Source organism: Variovorax sp. NFACC27, from assembly GCF_048301545.1.
In the GTDB taxonomy this organism is placed as follows: domain Bacteria; phylum Pseudomonadota; class Gammaproteobacteria; order Burkholderiales; family Burkholderiaceae_C; genus Variovorax; species Variovorax gossypii.
In genome coordinates, this window is record NZ_CP157613.1 from 6,474,233 (window position 1) to 6,492,606 (window position 18,374).

General features: G+C 69.7%; 18 protein-coding genes. 9 read left to right on the forward strand and 9 right to left on the reverse strand.

The window, feature by feature from the left end; genetic code table 11:
* Positions 1-71 precede the first annotated feature (71 nt).
* The 5 genes from ABL840_RS30185 to ABL840_RS30205 all read left to right on the forward strand — a co-directional run bounded on the left by ABL840_RS30185 (position 72) and on the right by ABL840_RS30205 (position 5,558).
* The gene (locus tag ABL840_RS30185) at positions 72-956 is read left to right on the forward strand and encodes an iron-containing redox enzyme family protein (protein ID WP_093301879.1); all 885 of its coding nucleotides are present in this window, start codon (positions 72-74) and stop codon (positions 954-956) included.
* Positions 950-1,897: a methyltransferase gene (locus ABL840_RS30190; RefSeq protein ID WP_093301880.1), complete on the forward strand. Its 948-nt coding sequence runs from the start codon at positions 950-952 to the stop codon at positions 1,895-1,897. The genes ABL840_RS30185 and ABL840_RS30190 overlap by 7 nt, the downstream gene beginning before the upstream one ends.
* A complete protein-coding gene (locus ABL840_RS30195) occupies positions 1,897-2,991 on the forward strand; it encodes a hypothetical protein (RefSeq protein WP_093301881.1) in 1,095 nt (364 codons plus the stop codon). The genes ABL840_RS30190 and ABL840_RS30195 overlap by 1 nt, the downstream gene beginning before the upstream one ends.
* A 29-nt stretch (positions 2,992-3,020) precedes the next feature.
* The gene (locus tag ABL840_RS30200; RefSeq protein ID WP_093197507.1) at positions 3,021-3,842 is read left to right on the forward strand and encodes a GNAT family N-acetyltransferase; all 822 of its coding nucleotides are present in this window, start codon (positions 3,021-3,023) and stop codon (positions 3,840-3,842) included.
* 123 nt (positions 3,843-3,965) lie between these two features.
* On the forward strand, positions 3,966-5,558 hold the full coding sequence (locus tag ABL840_RS30205; protein WP_418116064.1) for a diguanylate cyclase domain-containing protein: 1,593 nt from the start codon (positions 3,966-3,968) through the stop codon (positions 5,556-5,558).
* 21 nt (positions 5,559-5,579) lie between these two features.
* On the opposite strand, the gene ABL840_RS30210 is transcribed toward ABL840_RS30205, so the two are convergent.
* Positions 5,580-6,458, reverse strand: coding sequence for a LysR substrate-binding domain-containing protein (locus ABL840_RS30210; protein WP_093197513.1), 879 nt, complete (start codon positions 6,456-6,458; stop codon positions 5,580-5,582).
* A 106-nt stretch (positions 6,459-6,564) separates the two neighbouring features.
* Between ABL840_RS30210 and ABL840_RS30215 the strand changes: the two genes are divergently transcribed.
* The 4 genes from ABL840_RS30215 to metC all read left to right on the forward strand — a co-directional run bounded on the left by ABL840_RS30215 (position 6,565) and on the right by metC (position 11,174).
* On the forward strand, positions 6,565-7,155 hold the full coding sequence (locus ABL840_RS30215; RefSeq protein ID WP_093197515.1) for a cysteine dioxygenase family protein: 591 nt from the start codon (positions 6,565-6,567) through the stop codon (positions 7,153-7,155).
* Between the two features lie 87 nt (positions 7,156-7,242).
* Positions 7,243-8,826 (forward strand): rhodanese-like domain-containing protein, encoded by a 1,584-nt coding sequence (locus tag ABL840_RS30220; RefSeq protein WP_093301884.1) that lies wholly within the window; start codon positions 7,243-7,245, stop codon positions 8,824-8,826.
* Positions 8,827-8,897: 71 nt separating this feature from the next.
* Positions 8,898-9,908 carry a Bug family tripartite tricarboxylate transporter substrate binding protein gene (locus ABL840_RS30225; protein ID WP_093197521.1) on the forward strand — a complete coding sequence of 337 codons (1,011 nt, stop codon included), beginning with the start codon at positions 8,898-8,900 and terminating at the stop codon, positions 9,906-9,908.
* A gap of 60 nt (positions 9,909-9,968) precedes the next feature.
* Positions 9,969-11,174, forward strand: a complete 1,206-nt coding sequence (metC, locus tag ABL840_RS30230; protein ID WP_093301886.1) for a cystathionine beta-lyase — start codon at positions 9,969-9,971, stop codon at positions 11,172-11,174.
* A gap of 41 nt (positions 11,175-11,215) precedes the next feature.
* Here the strand turns inward: metC and ABL840_RS30235 are convergent, their stop codons facing one another.
* The 8 genes from ABL840_RS30235 to ABL840_RS30270 form a co-directional block, all read right to left on the reverse strand.
* Positions 11,216-11,698 carry a hypothetical protein gene (locus ABL840_RS30235; RefSeq protein ID WP_093197527.1) on the reverse strand — a complete coding sequence of 161 codons (483 nt, stop codon included), beginning with the start codon at positions 11,696-11,698 and terminating at the stop codon, positions 11,216-11,218.
* Between the two features lie 83 nt (positions 11,699-11,781).
* Positions 11,782-12,882, reverse strand: a complete 1,101-nt coding sequence (locus ABL840_RS30240; RefSeq protein WP_093301887.1) for an alpha/beta hydrolase — start codon at positions 12,880-12,882, stop codon at positions 11,782-11,784.
* Between the two features lie 156 nt (positions 12,883-13,038).
* The gene (locus tag ABL840_RS30245; RefSeq protein WP_093301889.1) at positions 13,039-13,656 is read right to left on the reverse strand and encodes a phosphoribosyltransferase; all 618 of its coding nucleotides are present in this window, start codon (positions 13,654-13,656) and stop codon (positions 13,039-13,041) included.
* Positions 13,657-13,678: 22 nt separating this feature from the next.
* On the reverse strand, positions 13,679-14,371 hold the full coding sequence (locus tag ABL840_RS30250) for a hypothetical protein (protein WP_093301890.1): 693 nt from the start codon (positions 14,369-14,371) through the stop codon (positions 13,679-13,681).
* 97 nt (positions 14,372-14,468) lie between these two features.
* A complete protein-coding gene (locus ABL840_RS30255) occupies positions 14,469-14,894 on the reverse strand; it encodes a sel1 repeat family protein (RefSeq protein WP_093197539.1) in 426 nt (141 codons plus the stop codon).
* A gap of 120 nt (positions 14,895-15,014) precedes the next feature.
* Positions 15,015-15,818, reverse strand: a complete 804-nt coding sequence (locus tag ABL840_RS30260) for a class I SAM-dependent methyltransferase (protein WP_093301891.1) — start codon at positions 15,816-15,818, stop codon at positions 15,015-15,017.
* 126 nt (positions 15,819-15,944) lie between these two features.
* Positions 15,945-16,154 carry a YbdD/YjiX family protein gene (locus ABL840_RS30265; RefSeq protein WP_093301893.1) on the reverse strand — a complete coding sequence of 70 codons (210 nt, stop codon included), beginning with the start codon at positions 16,152-16,154 and terminating at the stop codon, positions 15,945-15,947.
* Positions 16,155-16,159: 5 nt separating this feature from the next.
* Positions 16,160-18,232 carry a carbon starvation CstA family protein gene (locus tag ABL840_RS30270; RefSeq protein ID WP_093301894.1) on the reverse strand — a complete coding sequence of 691 codons (2,073 nt, stop codon included), beginning with the start codon at positions 18,230-18,232 and terminating at the stop codon, positions 16,160-16,162.
* Positions 18,233-18,374 lie beyond the last annotated feature (142 nt).

Here is an 18,374-nt window from a genome sequence, read left to right on the forward strand (position 1 = left end):
ACCGTCTGACGGACAGCCGCCGCGCAAAGGCGCACTCTGGCCCCTTGCCCAGCGGATGACGAGGATCGGCCATGCCTGTTGACGACACCCCGGACACCCTTCACCGCCGACTGGCGCGGTTCAACGCCGCACGGCTGAGGCCCGGCATCCCTTCGCCCCGGTGGAAGGAAGAGCTGGAGCATGAGCATGCCTGCCGCCTGCTCGAAGGCGAGTACGTCGAAGGCCTGCGTGCCACCGTGCAGGCGGCCGCGTCGTCGTCCTGCGGCAACGCGGCGCACTTTGTCGCCTGGTTCGAATCGCTGGCGCACACCGGGCCGGGCCAGGGCCACCCGCTGTTCGACTGGCTGGCGCATGAGGCCACGCTGCCGCAGATGCGCTGGTTCCTCACGCAGGAGGCCGCGGGCGAGGCCGGCTTCGAGGACCTGCTGGCCTACGCCCAGGTCAAGCTCCCGCCGCAGCCCAAACTGGAGTGCGCGCGCAACTTCTGGGACGAGATGGGGCACGGCAAGCAAAGCGCCATGCACGGCCAGATGCTGGAGCAGATGGTGCGCGAGCTCGACCTGCACCCGGCCGTCGACACCACGGTTTGGGAATCGCTGGCACTCGCCAACACCATGGTCGCGCTCGCCACCACGCGGCGCTACGCCTTCCACGCCATCGGCGCGCTCGGCGTCATCGAGCTCACGGCCCCCGGTCGCGTGAAGCAGGTGGCCGCCGGCATGCGGCGGCTGGACCTCGGCGGCCGTGCGCGTGCCTACTTCGACCTGCATGCGGCGCTCGACGTGTCGCACTCCCGCGCGTGGAATCGCGAGGTGATCCTGCCGCTGGTCGAGGCCGACCCGGCCTGCGGACAGTTCATCGCCGAGGGCGCGCTGATGCGGCTCACCTGCGGTGAACGCTGCTTCGAGCGCTACGGCGCCGAGCTGCGGCAGCCGGAAGAGGTCGCCGCATGCTGAACGCGGCCGACGTGCTGCGCCAGGTGGCGGCCACCGGCTACCGCTTCACCGCGGTCACGCCGCTGACGCACCAGCGCGTGCTCGCGCGGCGCGGACGCGAGCCGGGCGCCACCCTGCGCGACATCTTCGGCTGGAACCTGCCGTTCGAGGCGCGCGCGCTGCCGCCCGAACTGCTGGCCGGCATGGAGCGCGCCGGCATCGTGCGGCGCGAGGGATCGCTGCTGCGCAGCACGGTGCGCATCGCCAGCCTGGGCGACGACCTGTTCTTCCACTCGGCCTATCCCACGGTCGAGGAGAACGCCGTGTTCTTCGGCCCCGACACCAGCCGCTTCGCGCGCTTCATTGGCCATGCACTGGCCTCGCGCAAGGCGCAACGGCAGTCTCTTCGCGTGCTCGACGTGGGATGCGGCAGCGGCGCCGGCGGTATCGCGGCAGCACGCGCGCTGTCGGACGCAGGTACGGCGGCAACGGTGGTGATGAACGACATCAACCCCCTCGCGCTGCAGTACACGGCGACCAACGCGGAGGTGGCGGGCATCGCCGTCGCGCTCGCACAGGGCGACGCGCTGTCGGCGGTCGATGGCGACTTCGATCTCATCGTGTCGAACCCGCCCTACCTCGACGACGCCGCGCAGCGCGCCTACCGCCACGGCGGCGCGCGGCTGGGGCGGGCGCTCAGCGTGCGCATCGCGGCCGAGTCGCTGAAACGGCTCGCGCCGGGCGGGCAGCTGCTGCTCTACACCGGCGTGGCGATGGTCGACGGCGAAGACCCCTTCCTCGCCGAGATGCAGCCGCTGCTCGCGGCACCGGGCCTGGCCTGGTCCTATGCCGAGATCGACCCCGACGTGTTCGGCGAGGAGCTGGAGCGGCCGGTGTACGCGCACATCGACCGCATCGCCGCGGTCGGCCTGGTCGCCACCCGCGCGGCGGAGGCAGCCTGATGGCCGCCGGGCTCGACCTCGGCATCGACACCGCCCGGCTCGCCGTGGTGCGCGAGTGCAGCGTGCTGGAGCGCATGCCCAAGTGGCTCATCTGCGTGCCGCTGGTGGTGCAGTGGCTGTGGCTCTCGGTGCGTTACGGCGGCGCCACCGTGCCCACCGCCGCCAATCCGCACATCACCTCGGGCGGGATGGCCGGCGAAGGCAAGCTCGAATACTTCCGGGGCATGGGGCCGCTGGCGCGATCGGTCACGGCCGAACACGTCGGGGTGCTGAACGACGGCACGGCCACCGAAGACGCGCTGTTGCAGGCCATGGCCTCCAGCGGCCTCGCGTTTCCCGTGGTCGCCAAGCCCGACCTGGGCCTGTGCGGCTACGGCGTGCGCCTGGTGCCCGACATGGCGGCGCTGCTGGCCTACCTGGCCGTCTTCCCCGCGGACGAAACGGTGGTGCTGCAGCGCTACCTGCCGCAGGAAGGCGAAGCCGGCATCTTCTACGCCCGCGATCCGGCCACCGCCGAGGGCCGCGTCATCGGGCTGGCGCTGCGCTACTTTCCCCGCGTGACGGGAGACGGCCGCAGCACCGTGGCGCAGCTCGTGGCGGCCGACGTGCGCGCCCGCCGCATCGCGCGCTCGCCGCGCCACCAATGCAGCGTGCCGCCGGACAGCGTGCCCGCCGCCGGGCAGCAGGTGCGGCTGGCCACCATCGGCTCGACGCGCGTGGGCGGCCTCTACCGCGACGGCGCGGCGCTCGTCACGCCTGAACTGGTGCGCGCCATCGACGCCGTAGCTCGCGACATGCCCGACTTCCGCTTCGGGCGCTTCGACGTGCGCTACGAAAGCCTGCGCGAGCTCGGCGCCGGGCGCGGCTTCACCATCATGGAAGTCAACGGCGCGGGCTCCGAGGCCATCGAGGCGTGGGACCCCGACATCGGCGTGATCCAGGGCTTCCGCATGGTCTTCGCCAAGCAGCGGCTGCTGTTCGCCATCGGCGCGGCGCAGCGCAGGGCCGGCGTGAAGCCCATCGGCCTGCTCGCGCTCGCGCGGCTCAACCGGCGGCAGAACCGGCTGGTCGACCGCTATCCACCTTCCAACTGAGCACCTTCCGACCGAGTCGTCGCACGCACATGGACATCACCGCCCCGCACGCCCTGCCCCACCGCTCGCCCACGCCCCTCGCGGCCGTGGCGCCCGTCCTGGAAACCCGCTGGGCCGATTGCGAGGAGGACGTTCGCGAAGCGCAGCGCCTGCGCTTTTGCGTGTTCGCGCAGGAGATGGGCGCCCGGCTGACGCCGCCCGAGGGCACGCCGCCCGGGCTGGACGCGGACCGCTTCGACGCCTTCTGCGACCACCTGCTGGTGCGTGCCGTCGATCCGGTGCACGGCCCCGGCCCGCTCATCGGCACCTACCGCGTGCTCACGCCGGAGGCCGCGCGCCGCGCGGGCGGCTTCTACACCGACACCGAATTCGACCTGGCACCGCTCGCCCCGCTGCGCGGCAGCGCGCTGGAGCTGGGCCGCTCCTGCGTGGACGCCGACTGGCGCTCGGGCAGCGTGATCATGGCGCTGTGGACCGCGCTCGGGCAGTACATGGTCGACCACGCGCTCGACACCATGATCGGCTGCGCCAGCATCGGGCTCGACGACCAGGGCACGGCCGCGGCGCGGCTGTGGCACCGGCTGTGCCGCACCCACCTGGTGGAGGAGCGCTGGCGCGTGGAGCCGCGCATCGCGCTGCCGCTGGATGCTGAGCCCGACACCGATGCCGACAGCGACCTGCCTCCTCCCGCCACGCCGCCGCTCATCAAGGGCTACCTGCGCTGCGGCGCGCGCCTGCTCGGGCCGCCCGCGCTCGACGTGGCATTCAACACCGCCGACCTGCCGCTGATGCTGCGGGTGGACGAGGTTTCGCCGCGCTACCGCCAGCATTTCTTCGGCATTCAGGCGTGAACACGGGCACCTGAACGGCAACGCGAAGACGGCGCAAAACGGGCGCGAAAACGGCGCCGAAAGGGCAGCAGGAGCGCTTCGGATACAGTCCCGCACCAGCCCGCCTCAAGACCTGCCGCCAGCGTGACCTTCCGAAGAACCGCCAACAGTCTGGTTTTCCGTCTCCTCGTCATGGGCCTGGCGATGGCGCTCGTCGGCACCGCGGCCAGCTACATCCAGCTCACCCGCTTCCTGCGGGAGGACCTGACGAAGTCGGTGGCGACGCAGCAGACGGCGCTGGCCGCCTACGTGGCCCGCGACGTGGACAACTACATCGTCGAGCGGCTGTCCTTCCTGGAACGACTGGCCCTCGCCCTGCCGCCGGAACTCATGTCGCAGCCCCGGCAACTGCACGCGTGGCTGGCGGAGCGAGGCGCGCTGAGCGACCTCTTCCCGCTGGGGCTGGCGGTCGCCGACGTCGACGGCAAGCGGCTCGACGACTCCGGACAAATCACAACGGACAGTCCGGAATTCACCGCCGCGTCCGCCGGGCGGCGCGCCGTGGGCCGGCCACGGGCCACGGCCTCGCAGCACTCGGCCCTGCCCATGGGCGTGCCCGTGCGCAACGCCGCCGGCCAGGTCACGGCCGTGCTGCTCGGCATGGCGGACCTCACGGCCGACGGCCTGCTCGACCATCTGCAGGAGGGGCGCGTGGGCCAGAACGGCGGCATCCTGGTGATCTCGCCGCGCGACCGCCTCTTCGTTGCCTCGACGGACGTCTCGATGTCCCTCAAGCCGACGCCGGCCGATGGCGTGAACCTGCTGCACGACCGCGCCATGGCGGGCTTTCGCGGCAGCGGCACGACGCGCAACGCCAGGGGCATCGACGAGATATCCGCCATCGCGTCGGTGCCCAGCGCCGGCTGGTTCGTGGTGGCGCGGCTGCCGGTCTCGGAAGCGCTGGCGCCGGTGGCGCGCATGCAGACATTCATCCTGCAGCAACGCGCGCCCGCCGTGACCGCAGTGCTGCTCGTGATCGGCCTGATCATGACCTGGCTGCTGCGGCCGCTCTTCCGCGCCGCCGACCAGGCCGACCGCATGACCCGCGGCGAACTCGCGCTGGCGCCGCTTCGGGTGGTGCGCGACGACGAGATCGGGCACCTCACGCAGGCCTTCAACCGCCTGCTGGCCAAGCTCGTCGACAACCAGGAGGCGCTGGCGCACCTCGCTCACCACGACGCGCTGACCGGCCTGCCCAACCGCCAGCTGCTGCGCGACCGGCTGCAGCAGGCGCTGGCCCACGCCGGGCGGCACGGGCACCAGGTGGCCGTGCTCTACCTGGACCTCGACGGATTCAAGAGCCTCAACGACACCTTCGGCCACGAGGCGGGCGACAAGGCCCTCGGGGAAATCGCGCGCCGCCTGCAGTGCCTGGTGCGGCAGACAGACACCGTGGCGCGCATCGGGGGCGACGAATTCGTGCTGCTCGCCACCGGCCTCAAGGCGCCGGCGGAACAGGGCGCGCTGGTGCTGGCGCAGCGATGCATCGACGCCATTGCCGCGCCGCTGCCGCAGGAGCTGGCAGGCATGGCGATCGGCGCGTCGATCGGCATCGCCCTGGGCAACGGAAGCGAAACCCCGCAGGACCTGCTCGCCGCGGCCGACAAGGCGATGTACCGGGCCAAGCAGGGCGGGCGCGGCAGCTATGCGATGACGGGCGTGGCGACCGGGACGTAAGCCCTGGCGCCGCTTCGGCTCCTACGCCGGCATGTCGGTACGCGGCAGCCGCAGGTGCTTCTTCAGCGTCTCGAACACCTGCCGCGTGACCGGGTTCACCACGTGGCTGCGCACGTAGAGGTAGTAGGCCAGGTCGGGCAGCCTGGGCATGCCGTCGCCCGCGCCGAGCACGCGCAGGCCGGCGTCGAGCTGCTCCACGCCGCGCGCCGTCACGCCCAGCCCGGCTCGCAGCGCGGCCTTGATGCCGATCAGGCTCGACGAGGTGTAGCGCGGCGTCCAGGCCACGCCCGCCGTGTCGAGCGCCTCGTGGCCGATGCGGCGGAAGATGCTCGGGCCGTCGGCCATGATGAGCGGCACCGGCTTGGTCGGGTCGTGCACGTAGCTCGCGGCGCACAGCCACACGGTGGGCGAGTTGCGCAGCACCACGCCCTCGAACTGCGACTGCGCGTCGGCGCGGTTGGAGATGATCATGTCGACCTCGCCGCTCTTGAGCGAAGTCATCAGGTAGGGGCTGCGGCCGATGTGGATGTCCAGCTGCAGCAGCGGCGAGGTGCGCGCCACCTCGGCCAGCAGCAGCGGCAGCATGGTCTCGGCCACGTCGTGCGGCGCGCCGATGCGCAGGTTGCCCTCCAGCTGCCCCTGCCGCAGGCTGCGCAGCGCCTCGTCGTTCAGCGCCAGCATGTGGTGCGCGTAGGTGAGCAGCCTCTCGCCGTGCTCCGTCAGCCGCTTCTGCCGGCCCTGCTTGACGAACAGCGGGTGGCCGATCTGCTCTTCCAGCCGCTGCATCTGCTGCGTGATGGCCGACTGCGTGCGCCCCAGGTGCACGGCGGCGGCGGCAAAGCTGTGGAGGCTGACGACGGCCGCGAAGGAGCGCAGCAACTCGAGATCTAGCGTGGGCATACATCAATTTTATTAATGTGTTTACTGCGTCGGCTGGATTGTTGCGTCACGCCCCCGTCACTACAGTGGATGCACACGAAACAGGCAACCCCACTGGAGAAATCGCATGAGCACCCCATCCGAGCAACGCAGCCGGGCCGTCGAGGCGTCCATCGCCGAGATGAAGAAAGCCATCGGCGGCGCTGAAGCCACCCGCGAAAAACTCGACGTGGTGCTCGATTCGCTGCAAGGCCTGGCCGCGCACACCGAATACTGGGGCGCCGCCGACTTCCCGCCGCCCGAGGCCGGCGAGCACCAGGCCCGCTACCTGATCGCCGAAGACCCGGACCAGAGCTATGCGCTCTACCTGAACGTGATGCGCCCCGGCAAGAAGATCGTGCCGCACAACCACACGACCTGGGCCTGCATCGCGGCCGTGGAAGGCACCGAGCACAACCGCGTGTACGAGCGCACCGACGACGGCAGCGTGCCGGGCGTGGGCAAGCTGAAGCAGACGGAGCTGGTGGTCGTCGCGCCGGGCAAGGGCATCGCGCTGATGCCCGAGGACATCCACTCGGTCGAGATCCAGGGCGAGCAAGTCATCCGCCACCTGCACATGTATGGCCGCGCCCTCGAGACGCTGAACAGCCGCACCGCCTACGACCTGGCTGCCGGCACGTACCAGACCATGGGCATCGGCGTGCAGACGCGCCGCTAGCCGCCGCTTCCCCATTCGCATCCCTTCCTCATGCGGGCCGCACGCCGTGGCCCCGCAGGACTTCGTTCGTCCCGACGACTTGCCCTCATGACTTCCTTCATCGACCCGAAGACCCTCAAATCCTGGCTGCACGACGGCGGCGAGATCGCATTGCTCGACGTGCGCGAGCACGGCCAGTACGGCGAGGCGCACCTGTTCTACGGCATCCCCCTGCCCTTCAGCCGGCTGGAGATCGACGCGCCGCGCCTCGTGCCGCGCCGCGGCGCACGCACGGTTGTCTACGACGAGGGCGACGGCACCAAGGTCGCCGAGCGCGCCGCCGCGCGGCTCGCCGCGCTGGGCTACACCGACGTGCACGTGCTGCAGGGCGGCGCCCCCGCATGGAAGGCGGCGGGCTACGTGCTCTTCGCGGGCGTGAACCTGCCTTCGAAGACCTTCGGCGAGCTCGCCGAAGAGGTCTATCACACGCCCCGCGTCAGCGCCGACCAGCTGGCCGACATGCTGGCGCGCAAGGACAAGGTGGTGGTGCTCGACGGCCGCCCCACCGGCGAGTTCCGCAAGATGAACATCCCCGGCGCCACCTGCTGCCCCAACGGTGAGCTGGCCTACCGCGTGCGCCGGCTGGTGCCCGACACCACCACGCCCATCGTCATCAACTGCGCGGGCCGCACGCGCAGCATCATCGGCGCGCAGACGCTCATCAACCTCGGCCTGCCCAACCCGGTGTATGCACTGGAGAACGGCACGCAGGGCTGGTACCTCAACGACCACAAGCTGGAACACGGCGGCACGCAGCGCTACGCCGACGACAGCGGCAACACCGACCTGCGCCCCGCCGCGAAGGCGCTGGCCGCACGCTTCGACGTACCGACCGTGAACGCGCAGACCGTGCGCCAGTGGGCCGACGACGCGGGCCGCAGCCTCTTCCTGTGCGACGTGCGCACTCCGGAAGAATTCGCGGCCGGCAGCCTGCCCGGCGCGCAGCACACGCCCGGCGGCCAGCTGATGCAGGCTGGCGACCAGTACTTCGGCGTGCGCGGCGCGCGGCTGGTGCTGTTCGACAACGACGGCGTGCGCGCGCCCACCGTCGCGAGCTGGCTGCGGCAGATGGGGCATGACGCGAGCGTGCTAGAAGGTGGCCTGGCGAGCGGGCTCTCGCTCGCACCGGTTGCGGCACCAGTGGCGCCCGCGCTGGCCACCATCGACGCGCAGGCCCTCGCGGCACGCATCGAGCGCAACGACGTGGCGGTGATCGACCTGCGCGGCAGCATGCAGTTTCGCGCCGGCCACATTGCGCAGGCGCGCTGGTCGATCCGGCCTCGCCTCGCGGCCGATGTGAAGAGCGAGACCCGCCAGCTGGTGCTGATCGCCGACGACGCGGCGCTCGCCGCATGGGCGGCCGCATCCGAGCTCGCCGGCATCTCGCCCGCCCCGCTGCTGCTGGCGGGCGGCATGGCCGCCTGGAGCGCCGCCGGCCTGCCGGTGGAAGCCACTCCCGCGCTGCCCGCCGATGCGGACTGCATCGACTACCTGTTCTTCGTGCACGACCGGCATGACGGCAACAAGGAAGCCGCGCGCCGCTACCTCGCATGGGAGACCGGCCTGGTCGCGCAGCTCGATGCGCAGGAGCGCGCGGCCTTCCGGCTGCCCGCCGCCGCATCGCACGGCTGACCTGCCCGCCAGCCTGCCAACGGTCCCGCTTTCTGTTCGTCCTTGTCAGTTCCTATTCCAGGAGTTCCGTCATGTCGTTCGCCAGCCGCATCCCGCATATCGCCCGTCTCGCCGTCGCAGCCGCCTGGCTCTCGGCACTCGCACTGCAGCCAGCCACAGCCGAACCGATGGCGCCGCGAAACGGCTTCCCGTCGCAACCGGTGAAGTTCATCTCGCCGTTTCCGCCGGGCGGCGGCAACGACGCCACCGCGCGCCTCGTCACCACGCGCCTGCCGGAAATCATGGGACAGCCCGCCGTGGTCGACAACCGGGGCGGCGCCGGCGGCAACATCGGCGCCAAGGCCGTGGCCGATGCCAAGGCCGACGGCTACACGGTGCTGACCTCGCAGGTGTCGATCATGGCCGTGAACCCGTCGCTATATGCGTCGCCCGGCTTCGATCCGATCAAGAACTTCGTTCCCATCACGCAGATCAACGCCGCGCCGCTCGCACTGGTGGTGGAGGCGAACTCGCCCATCAAGAGCTTCGCCGACCTCGCCGCCAAGGCGAAGGCGAGCCCCGGCAAGGTGACCTACGCGACGCCGGGCAACGGCACGCTGTCGCACCTCGTCGGCGTGGTGCTCGCGAAGGACAACGGCGTGGAAATGACGCACGTGCCCTACAAGGGCGCCGGCCCGGCGCTCACCGACCTGATCGGCGGGCAGGTCGACGTGATGGTCACCTCCACCGCATCGGTGGCCGGCATGGTGCAAGGCGGCAAGCTGCGCGTGCTGGCCGTGACCAGCCCGCGCCGCATCGGCGTGTTCGCCAAGGTGCCCACGCTGGAAGAGCTGGGCTACCACGGCGCGCGATTCGAGGACTGGTACGGCTTCTTCGCCCCCGCCGGCACGCCGCCCGAGCGCGTGGCCTTCCTCAACGAAGCCATCGTGCGCACCCTGCGCATGCCCGAAGTGAGCAAGCTCGTCACCGACGGCGGCAGCGAGGTGGTGGCAAGCACGCCCGAGGCCTTCGCCGCGCAGCTGAAACAGGACATCGATCGCTGGTCGCGCATCGTCAAGCTTTCCGGTGCGCGCGCCGACTGATTGGAGCAACATAGCGGGCCGCCCGCTCCTCGTCTTCTCTTCTCCTCGCCTCCTCTGCACATGTCCGACTCGCACAACGCTCCCGCCGACCTGAAGCTCGACACCCGGCTCACCCGCACCGGCAAGACCGCGTCGTACGCCGGCGGATCCCCCGTCAACGTGCCTCTGGTGCGCGCGAGCACCGTGCTGTTCGACAGCGTGGGGGCGATGCGCGACGCACGGGCGCGGCGCGACGAGGAGCGCGTCTTCAGCTACGGCGCGCGCGGCACGCCGACCGCGTTCGCGCTGGAAGACGCGGTGAGCGAACTCGAGGGCGCCTACCGGACGCGGCTCTTTCCGACCGGCCTCGCGGCCATCGGCATGGTGCTGCTGTCGTACCTGAAGCCGGGCGACCACGTGCTGATGTCGGACAGCGTGTACGAGCCCACGCGCAACCTCGTGCACTCGTTCCTGGAGCCGTACGGCATCCACAGCTCGTTCTTCGCGGCAGACGGCAGCGGCATCGAGGAGCTGTTCGAGCCGAACACGCGGCTGGTGTACGCCGAGTGCCCCGGCTCGCTGGTCTACGAGATGTGCGACCTGCCCAAGCTCGCCGAGTTAGCCCACTCGCGCGGCGCGCTGCTCGCCGCCGACAACACCTGGGGCTCCGGCGTCCAATACCGCCCTCTCGCGCTGGGCGCCGACATCTCGACGATGGCCGCCACCAAGTACCTCTCGGGCCACTCCGACGTGATGATGGGCACCGTCGCCACGACCGAAGCCGCATGGCGTCCGCTCAATGAACGCTGCGACGCCTTCGGCATGACCGTGAGCCCCGACGATGCATGGCTGGTGCTGCGCGGCATGCGCACGCTGTCGGCGCGGCTGCAGGTGCACGAGCGGCATGCGCTCGAAGTCGCGCACTGGCTGGAGAAGCGGCCCGAAGTGGCGACCGTGTTCTGCCCGGCCCTGCCTCAGCACCCGGGGCACGAGATCTGGAAACGCGATTGCAGCGGAACGAACGGGCTGCTTTCCATCGAGCTGCAGCCGGGCGTCGAGAACGCGGCGGTCGAGCGCTTCGTCGATGCGCTCAGCCTGTTCGGGCGCGGCTCGTCATGGGGCGGCTACGAGAGCCTCGTGGCCTGGACCAACATGCGCGCCGCGCGCAGCGTGACGGACTGGAGCAAGCGTGGGCCGGTGGTGCGGCTGCATGTCGGGCTGGAGGCGCCGGCGGATCTCACGGCGGATCTGGCGCGTGGGTTCGATGCGATGAACATGGTGACCTGAGATCGAGCCTCCATGTGTCGCATGTCCTGGTCGCTGCGCGCCTACTTCCTCGGCCAGTCCAGCGATTGCGGCGTACTGAACTCCAGCACGGGCGATCCATTCTTGAAGGCATTGAACTGCACGAGGATCTTCTTTGCCTTCTTTGCCGATGCAATGAACTTGCCCGCGCCCTGCAGAAAGATCGTCTCGCTGCTGTGGTCAGCCGGCCCGTTGCCCCCGAAGCGCACCGGAGGCCCGTCGTCGAATTTGATCGTGACCTTGCAGTCATAGGTGCTGCAGAGCATCTGCCCCTTGTCGATCGAAATGAGGACATCAAGCCCGTACTGAGGATGCTGACGGACGGTGAGGTAGCCCCGGTTTTTTCCTTGATAGGGAAAGTCGAAATTCAGCAAGTTGTCCGAAACCGTCTGAGCGCTTGCAGATTTCTTCCCCGTCATCTTGTCGACCGACTCTTCGTAGTTCCAGCCTACGGCATGGGCGGCCGAACAAGCGGCCAACAGAACGGCAACGCCGAACCTTTTCATTTCCTCGCTCCTTTTACTGAAGGAGCAACCTTACCCCATGGAAAACGCCAGGATGACGAAGGTCGGCTAGCGGTTTTCCCCGATCAGCGCCCCAGATGCCTGTCGAAGAACCGCGCGATATCGCCGAACGCCTCCCTCGTCTCAGGCGCATCCGGATTGATGCCGTATTGAGCGTGCGACTGTCCCTCGTACACGTTGAGCTCGGCTTCCACGCCTGCGCGGCGCAGCTTGCGATGGGTACGCACGGTGTTCGACAGGAACAGGTCGCGCGTGCCGCTGGTCAGGATCGCGGGCGGAAAACCCTTGAAGTCGCCGTAGATCGGCGAGAGCTGCGGATCCTTCAGGTCGCGGCCCGCCGCGTACAGCAGCGCGGCGCGGCCGAGCCAGCCGTCCCAGGTGACGAGGATGTTGTCTATCCATTCGTTGGTCTGGTAGCTGTCGCCGATCTTCGAGATGTCGGACCACGGCGTGCCCGGTGCGATGGCGGCGGGCGGCGGCACGTTCTCCGCCTTGGCGCGCAGCACCAGCGCCAGCGTCATCGCACCGCCGGTGGAAGTGCCGAAGACCGCCATGTTCCTCGGCCTGTTGGTCTTCACCAATTCCTTCCATACGGCCATTGCGTCGTCCATGGCGGCCGGGTACGGGAAGTCCGGCGGCATGCGGTAGTCGACGGAGACGACCTTGTAGCCGCCGATGCCGGCCAGCAGGATCGCCTCGGGCAGGGCCGACTCGCCGGGGCCGAACACGTAGCCGCCGCCGTGCACGTGCATCAGCAGCCGCTTCTCGTTGCCGGGCGCGATCTTGTTGGGCGTGACGATGAAGGCGTTCACGCCCGCGATCTTCGTGGCCTGCACGGAGACGCCGAGCTTCTGCTTCAGCGCGGGTATCGCAGCGATCACCGGCGCGGCGCGGCTGTTGACGAGCTGCTTCCACTCCGCCGCGTCCTTGGGCGCCGCGTTGAAATGCGGCGGGTATGGCGCCGCGATCAGGGCCTGCATCTGCGGGCTCACCTCGTTCGTGGGCACGGGGCTGAGCTGGGCCGGCGAGCGTCGCCCGCCGGGCTGCGCATTGGCCGTGGCCTGTGCGGTGGCCTTCTCGGCATAGGTCTGCGGGGCTTGCGTGGAGCACGCAGACAGGACGACGACGGCGAGCAGCGCCGCGGCGCGCGAGATCCTGGAAATCATCGGCTTCCTCTTCTTTGTCTTGTGGATGGCGCCGGCTGAAGGCCGTGCGCATCGATGCTCGCATTGCACGCACGCGGCAAGCACCCGTTGAAACCCCAAGCGAAGGCATCGCGATTGCGTCCGATGCGGACAAAAGCACTCAGATGGAATGAAAACTCAGCGCCACTGCGCCAATATCCGGCGCACTTCTTCGTCGGTGGTCGCACCGAACGATCGGTACCAGTTGCCGACAGCGACGAAGGGCTCGGGCACGTGCATGCACACCACCTCGTCGGCACGGGGCGCCGGGCCTTTCAACGCATCGCACGCAGTCGCACTGCCCACGGGCACGGCCACGACGACAGACTCCGCACCGAGCGCCCGCGCCGCGATCACCGCCGCGCGCATCGAAAGACCGGTGGCGAGCCCGTCGTCGACCAACAATGCCGTCATGCCGCGCAGGTCCAGCGGCGCGCAATGCTCGCGGTACTCGTGCTCGCGCCGCTGCAGTTCGCGCCGCTCGCGCTTCAGGACGCGCGCCACGCCCGGCACGTCTTCGCCGGTCACGTGGATGCCGCCCGTGGCGATGGCGCCGACTGCGTATTCCTCATGGCCCGGGAAGCCAAGCTTGCGCACGACGAGCACGTCGAGCGGCAGGTTCAGCGCCCGAGCCACCTCGGCGCCGACCGGCACGCCGCCCCGCGGCAATGCGAGCACGATGCAGCACTGCGCATCGCGGTAGTGGCTCAGCAGCGTCGTCAGTTGCCGGCCGGCATCGGTTCGATCCCTGAACATGGCATGCCTCTTTGCACGCGCTTCATCCGTGGCCGCCTGGCGCGCGAGCGTCGCCGCCTTCGAGGACGGTTTCGGCGCGCATGCCCATGCCACCGCCGCCGCCTCCGCCGGTCCCACCCTTCGCACCGCCACCGCGCCCGCCACCAGCGCCCTCGCCGCGCGCGGGCGTGCCCTTGGCTCGCACGGGACCCTGCCTGGGAATGCTCAGTTCCGCCGGAACGGGATCGAGGTCGAGCACATCGCGGATGAAGGTGCGCAGCGCCACGACCAGCTCGGCGGTCTCGACCGCTCGACCCGCGACCATGTCGTTGGCCACCTTGGTCGCAAGGCGCACGTGCGTCTCGGTGCCCAGCAGGATCACGTCGGAGAGCGCAGCCTCCACTGCATCGCGGATGCGCCTGCGGCGGTCCGATGCGGACGGGTCGGCATGGCCCGCCGCATCCTCCGGCGAAGCGGCTTCGGCCCGCTGCCTGAGCTCACGCAGATGGCTGGGGTCGACGGCCAGGTCGCCGGTGAACGAGCCACCCAGCACCTTGTAAGCCGCGATGAGCGTCTTCAGCCGCTCGTTGATCTGGCGGTTCTGCCGCTCGCGCCGCTGCTGCACGCCGTGCATCACCAGCAGGCGGATGCCGACCGCCACGACGGAAACCAGCACCAGTCCCAGCAGCGTCGTGAAGAGGCCCTGCCAGGAACTGAAGTCGAGCACATTGCGCATGGTTGACTGTCCTCGCGTCGAGGGCGACCGGATGCCCTTGCCATGCGGCATTGTGCGACCGGCGCACGGGCGCCGCCGTAGTCGGATGCCGACTCAGTCAGTCGCAGGCACGCTTGCCGGAGGGCGAGGTCCGCAGGCGGTTCAGGAAGGTCAGTTGCACCTTCGCCGTCTCGCTGCCCTGCACCGCCGCGCGGCGCATCCACTCGCCGGCTTCGCAGCGGTCGGCCTTCACGGCGGTGCCGTAGAGCGCCGGGCCGGTCATCAGCACCATGCCGAGCATCTCCTGCGCCTCCGCGTGGCCTTCGATGGCGGCCTGCCGCAGGTGATCGAGCATCGCGCGGTAGTCGCGACCGGCCTGCGCCTCGAGCGCGAGCTGGAAGCGCTGCTCGGCCTGCAGGTCGAGGTCGGCACCCGCGGGACGCGCCGCACTGATCGCCGCCACCAGCAACAGCACGCCCGACAGCAGGACGCGCAGGCGCAGCGACAGGCCGGTCATCTGGTTGAGGTTGAGTTCGGATGGCATCGAGGTTCTCCACGAGTGATGTTGTCGTGGAGGCATGGTCGCGCTGCCGCGCCGAACGGAAAAGCTGGAATTCGCGCAGGCGGACTCAGCCGCAGACTGAGGCGACGCCCTCACCCATGCTCAGCGTACCCGCGCGCGCGTCAGCAGGTAGCTCTGGTGCACCACGTTGTCGACGTAGTACGGCTCGGCCAACGCGTCGAACTCGGCCCGTAGCGCCGCCAGCTTCTGCGGATCGTCGGCGAGGCCTTCGACGAGCTTGCGCATCGGGCCGACCGAGCGCTCCAGGAACAGGCGGAAGTGGTCGATGCTCAGGGCCGGAAAGTGCATGGTGCCGCGCCCGAAGAACGGTGCATCGAAGTGCGGCCCCAGGCGCTCCACGACGATTCCGGGGTTGCCCCATTGCGGTGGCGGCGACGCGCCGGCCGGAGGCGGCGGTGAGTTGCGACCGATGAAGGCGAACAAGCGGCCCACGAAGTGCTCGGGCGGCCAGGTGGCGAAGGCGATACGCCCGCCGGGCTTGAGTACGCGGCGCATCTCGGCAATGGCCACTTCCGGGCGCGGCGCGAACATGTGGCCGAACTGGCTGAGCACCACGTCGAAGGAGGCATCGGCATACGGCAGGTTCTCGGCATCGCCTTCGGTCCAGACGATGTCCTCGAGCCCGGCGATGGTCGCGTTCTCTCCCGCTGCCTCGATCAGCTCGGGCGTCAGGTCGAGCCCCGTGACGCGTGCGCCGCGGCGTGCCGCCGTGACGGCCACCACGCCGGTTCCGGTTCCGACGTCCAGCACCGACTCGCCCTGCTCGACCTGCGCGAACCTGACGAGGTGCCCGGCCACCGGAGTCGTGAACATGGCGGTCGGCGCGAAGGTCGACCACATCTCGCGCTGCCGGTTCTTGAACTCTGCAAAGGGATCCTGGGACATATCGCCCTCCATGCCAGCCACGGGGCTGCGGACATGGGCGGGACTCTAGGCTCGGCTAACGAGCCCGTCCATCCCTCGGGACGGGGCTTCGACAGGCAAGAGCTGTAACGCAATGCCGCGCCGGGCTCAGCAGCAGCGGCCCTTGCCGGCGCCATAGCGCGCCTCCAGCCGCTCGCGGAAGAAGGCCTCGTAGCTCATCGGCGGCTGGTCGGGGTGGGTAGCCGCCATGTGCGTCAGGTAGGCGTCGTAGTCGGGCATCCCGACCATGAGCCGCAACGACTGCTTGAGCGAGCGCGCGAAGTAGCGCCCGGCTTCCGGCAATGCAGCGAGGCCCATGGCGTTCAGTGGGCGGCCGTGGTGGCGGCGCCCATCGCCTCGAACGGCGTCTCTTGCGTGGTCGGCCGGTTGGCCGCGCGCGCCGCGATGCAGGCCTTGATGCTGTACACCAGCACGCTCAGCACCACGAAGATGAAGAGCGCGCACAGCGCGGCGTCGAGGCGGTCGTTGAAGACGATGCGCGACATGGCCTCGGGCGTCTTCGCCGGCGCCACCAGCACGCCGTTGGCGATGCCCTCGGTGTACTTGGCCGCGTGCGAGAGGAAGCCGATCTTCGGGTCGGAAGAGAAGATCTTCTGCCAGCCCGCCGTGAGCGTGCAGGCCAGCAGCCACGCGGCCGGCGCAATGGCAACCCACGCATAGCGCTCGCGCTTCATGCGGAACAGCACCACCACGCCCAGCATCAGCGCCACGGCGGCCAGCATCTGGTTGGAGATGCCGAAGAGCGGCCACAGCGTGTTGATGCCGCCCAGCGGATCGACCACGCCCTGGTACAGGAAGTAGCCCCAGGCAGCCACGCACAGCGCGGTGGCGACGAGGTTGGCCGGCAGCGAGTCGGTGCGCTTGAGCGCGGGCACGAAGCTGCCCAGCAGGTCCTGCAGCATGAAGCGGCCCGCGCGGGTGCCGGCATCGACTGCCGTGAGGATGAAGAGCGCCTCGAACAGGATCGCGAAGTGGTACCAGAAGGCCATCATGGCCTGCCCGCCGATCGCCTGGTGCAGGATGTGGGCCATGCCCACGGCCAGCGTCGGCGCGCCGCCGGTACGCCCGAGGATGGTGGTCTCGCCCACGTCCTTGGCGGTCTGCACCAGCATCTCGGGCGTGATCACGAAGCCCCAGCCCGACACCGTGGCCGCCACCTGCTGCGCGGTGGTGCCGACCAGCGCGCCGGGGCTGTTCATCGCGAAGTAGATGCCGGGCTCGATGCACGAGGCCGCCACCAGCGCCATCACGGCGACGAAGGACTCGGCCAGCATGCCGCCGTAGCCGATGAAGCGCGCGTGGCGCTCGTTGTCGAGCATCTTGGGCGTGGTGCCCGAGGAGATGAGCGCGTGGAAGCCAGAGACGGCGCCGCAGGCGATGGTGATGAACAGGAACGGGAACAGGCTGCCCGACCACACCGGGCCGTTGCCCTGCGCGAACTGCGTGACGGCGGGCATCTGCAGCGTGGGCATCACGAACACGATGCCGATGGCCAGCGCGATGATGGTGCCGATCTTCAGGAAGGTCGAGAGATAGTCGCGCGGCGCGAGCAGCAGCCACACCGGCAGGCTGGCGGCGACGAAGCCGTAGCCCACCAGCATCCAGGTGAGCGCCTTGCCGTCGAAGGTGAAGAGCGGCGCCCATTCGGGGCTCTGGCTCACGGCCTGGCCGCCGAAGATGGCGAGCATCAGCAGCACGAAGCCGATCAGCGACACCTCGCCGATGCGGCCCGGGCGGATGTAGCGCAGGTACACGCCCATGAAGAGCGCCACGGGAATAGTCGCGGCCACCGTGAAGGTGCCCCACGGCGATTCGGCCAGCGCCTTCACCACGATCAGCGCCAGCACCGCGAGGATGATGATCATGATCATGAAGGTGCCGAACAGCGCGATCATGCCGGGCACCGGCCCCATCTCCTGCTTGACGAGATCGCCCAGCGAGCGGCCGTCGCGCCGCGTGGAGATGAACAGCACGATGAAGTCCTGCACCGCGCCGGCGAACACCACGCCGGCCAGCACCCACAGCAACCCGGGCAGGTAGCCCATCTGCGCCGCGAGCACCGGGCCCACCAGCGGCCCCGCGCCCGCGATGGCCGCGAAGTGGTGGCCGAACAGCACGTTCTTGTCGGTCGGCACGTAGTCCAGGCCGTCGTTGTGGCGGTGCGCCGGCGTCTTGCGGTTGCCGTCCAGGCCCAGCACCTTGTCGGCGATGAAGAGGCTGTAGTAGCGGTAGGCGATCAGGTAGGTGCAGATCGCGGCGGCCACCACCCAGAGGGCGTTGACGCTTTCGCCTCGGGTCAGGGCCACGGTGCCCAGCGCGAACGCGCCGATCACGGCCACGACCAGCCACACCAGATGGCGTCGGATGCTGTGCATGCGGATGTCTCCTAGGTATTGAACCCGGGGAGTTTTGCCGGGCCGGGGCGTCGGCGCATCCGTCGGACCGCGCGGAGCGGCCGCGTGGCTTTGCGTAATGGAAAACCCTCGATTCCGCTGTTGCGCGGACCCGGCAACGGGC

Excerpts from the sequence above, each read along its gene's own strand:
- ABL840_RS30185 (WP_093301879.1), top strand. The coding sequence starts at position 72 with ATGCCTGTTGACGACACCCCGGACACCCTTCACCGCCGACTGGCGCGG.
- ABL840_RS30190 (WP_093301880.1), top strand. The coding sequence starts at position 950 with ATGCTGAACGCGGCCGACGTGCTGCGCCAGGTGGCGGCCACCGGCTAC.
- ABL840_RS30195 (WP_093301881.1), top strand. The coding sequence starts at position 1,897 with ATGGCCGCCGGGCTCGACCTCGGCATCGACACCGCCCGGCTCGCCGTG.
- ABL840_RS30200 (WP_093197507.1), top strand. The coding sequence starts at position 3,021 with ATGGACATCACCGCCCCGCACGCCCTGCCCCACCGCTCGCCCACGCCC.
- ABL840_RS30210 (WP_093197513.1), bottom strand. The coding sequence starts at position 6,458 with ATGCCCACGCTAGATCTCGAGTTGCTGCGCTCCTTCGCGGCCGTCGTC.
- ABL840_RS30215 (WP_093197515.1), top strand. The coding sequence starts at position 6,565 with ATGAGCACCCCATCCGAGCAACGCAGCCGGGCCGTCGAGGCGTCCATC.
- ABL840_RS30220 (WP_093301884.1), top strand. The coding sequence starts at position 7,243 with ATGACTTCCTTCATCGACCCGAAGACCCTCAAATCCTGGCTGCACGAC.
- ABL840_RS30225 (WP_093197521.1), top strand. The coding sequence starts at position 8,898 with ATGTCGTTCGCCAGCCGCATCCCGCATATCGCCCGTCTCGCCGTCGCA.
- metC (WP_093301886.1), top strand. The coding sequence starts at position 9,969 with ATGTCCGACTCGCACAACGCTCCCGCCGACCTGAAGCTCGACACCCGG.
- ABL840_RS30235 (WP_093197527.1), bottom strand. The coding sequence starts at position 11,698 with ATGAAAAGGTTCGGCGTTGCCGTTCTGTTGGCCGCTTGTTCGGCCGCC.
- ABL840_RS30240 (WP_093301887.1), bottom strand. The coding sequence starts at position 12,882 with ATGATTTCCAGGATCTCGCGCGCCGCGGCGCTGCTCGCCGTCGTCGTC.
- ABL840_RS30245 (WP_093301889.1), bottom strand. The coding sequence starts at position 13,656 with ATGTTCAGGGATCGAACCGATGCCGGCCGGCAACTGACGACGCTGCTG.
- ABL840_RS30250 (WP_093301890.1), bottom strand. The coding sequence starts at position 14,371 with ATGCGCAATGTGCTCGACTTCAGTTCCTGGCAGGGCCTCTTCACGACG.
- ABL840_RS30255 (WP_093197539.1), bottom strand. The coding sequence starts at position 14,894 with ATGCCATCCGAACTCAACCTCAACCAGATGACCGGCCTGTCGCTGCGC.
- ABL840_RS30260 (WP_093301891.1), bottom strand. The coding sequence starts at position 15,818 with ATGTCCCAGGATCCCTTTGCAGAGTTCAAGAACCGGCAGCGCGAGATG.
- ABL840_RS30265 (WP_093301893.1), bottom strand. The coding sequence starts at position 16,154 with ATGGGCCTCGCTGCATTGCCGGAAGCCGGGCGCTACTTCGCGCGCTCG.
- ABL840_RS30270 (WP_093301894.1), bottom strand. The coding sequence starts at position 18,232 with ATGCACAGCATCCGACGCCATCTGGTGTGGCTGGTCGTGGCCGTGATC.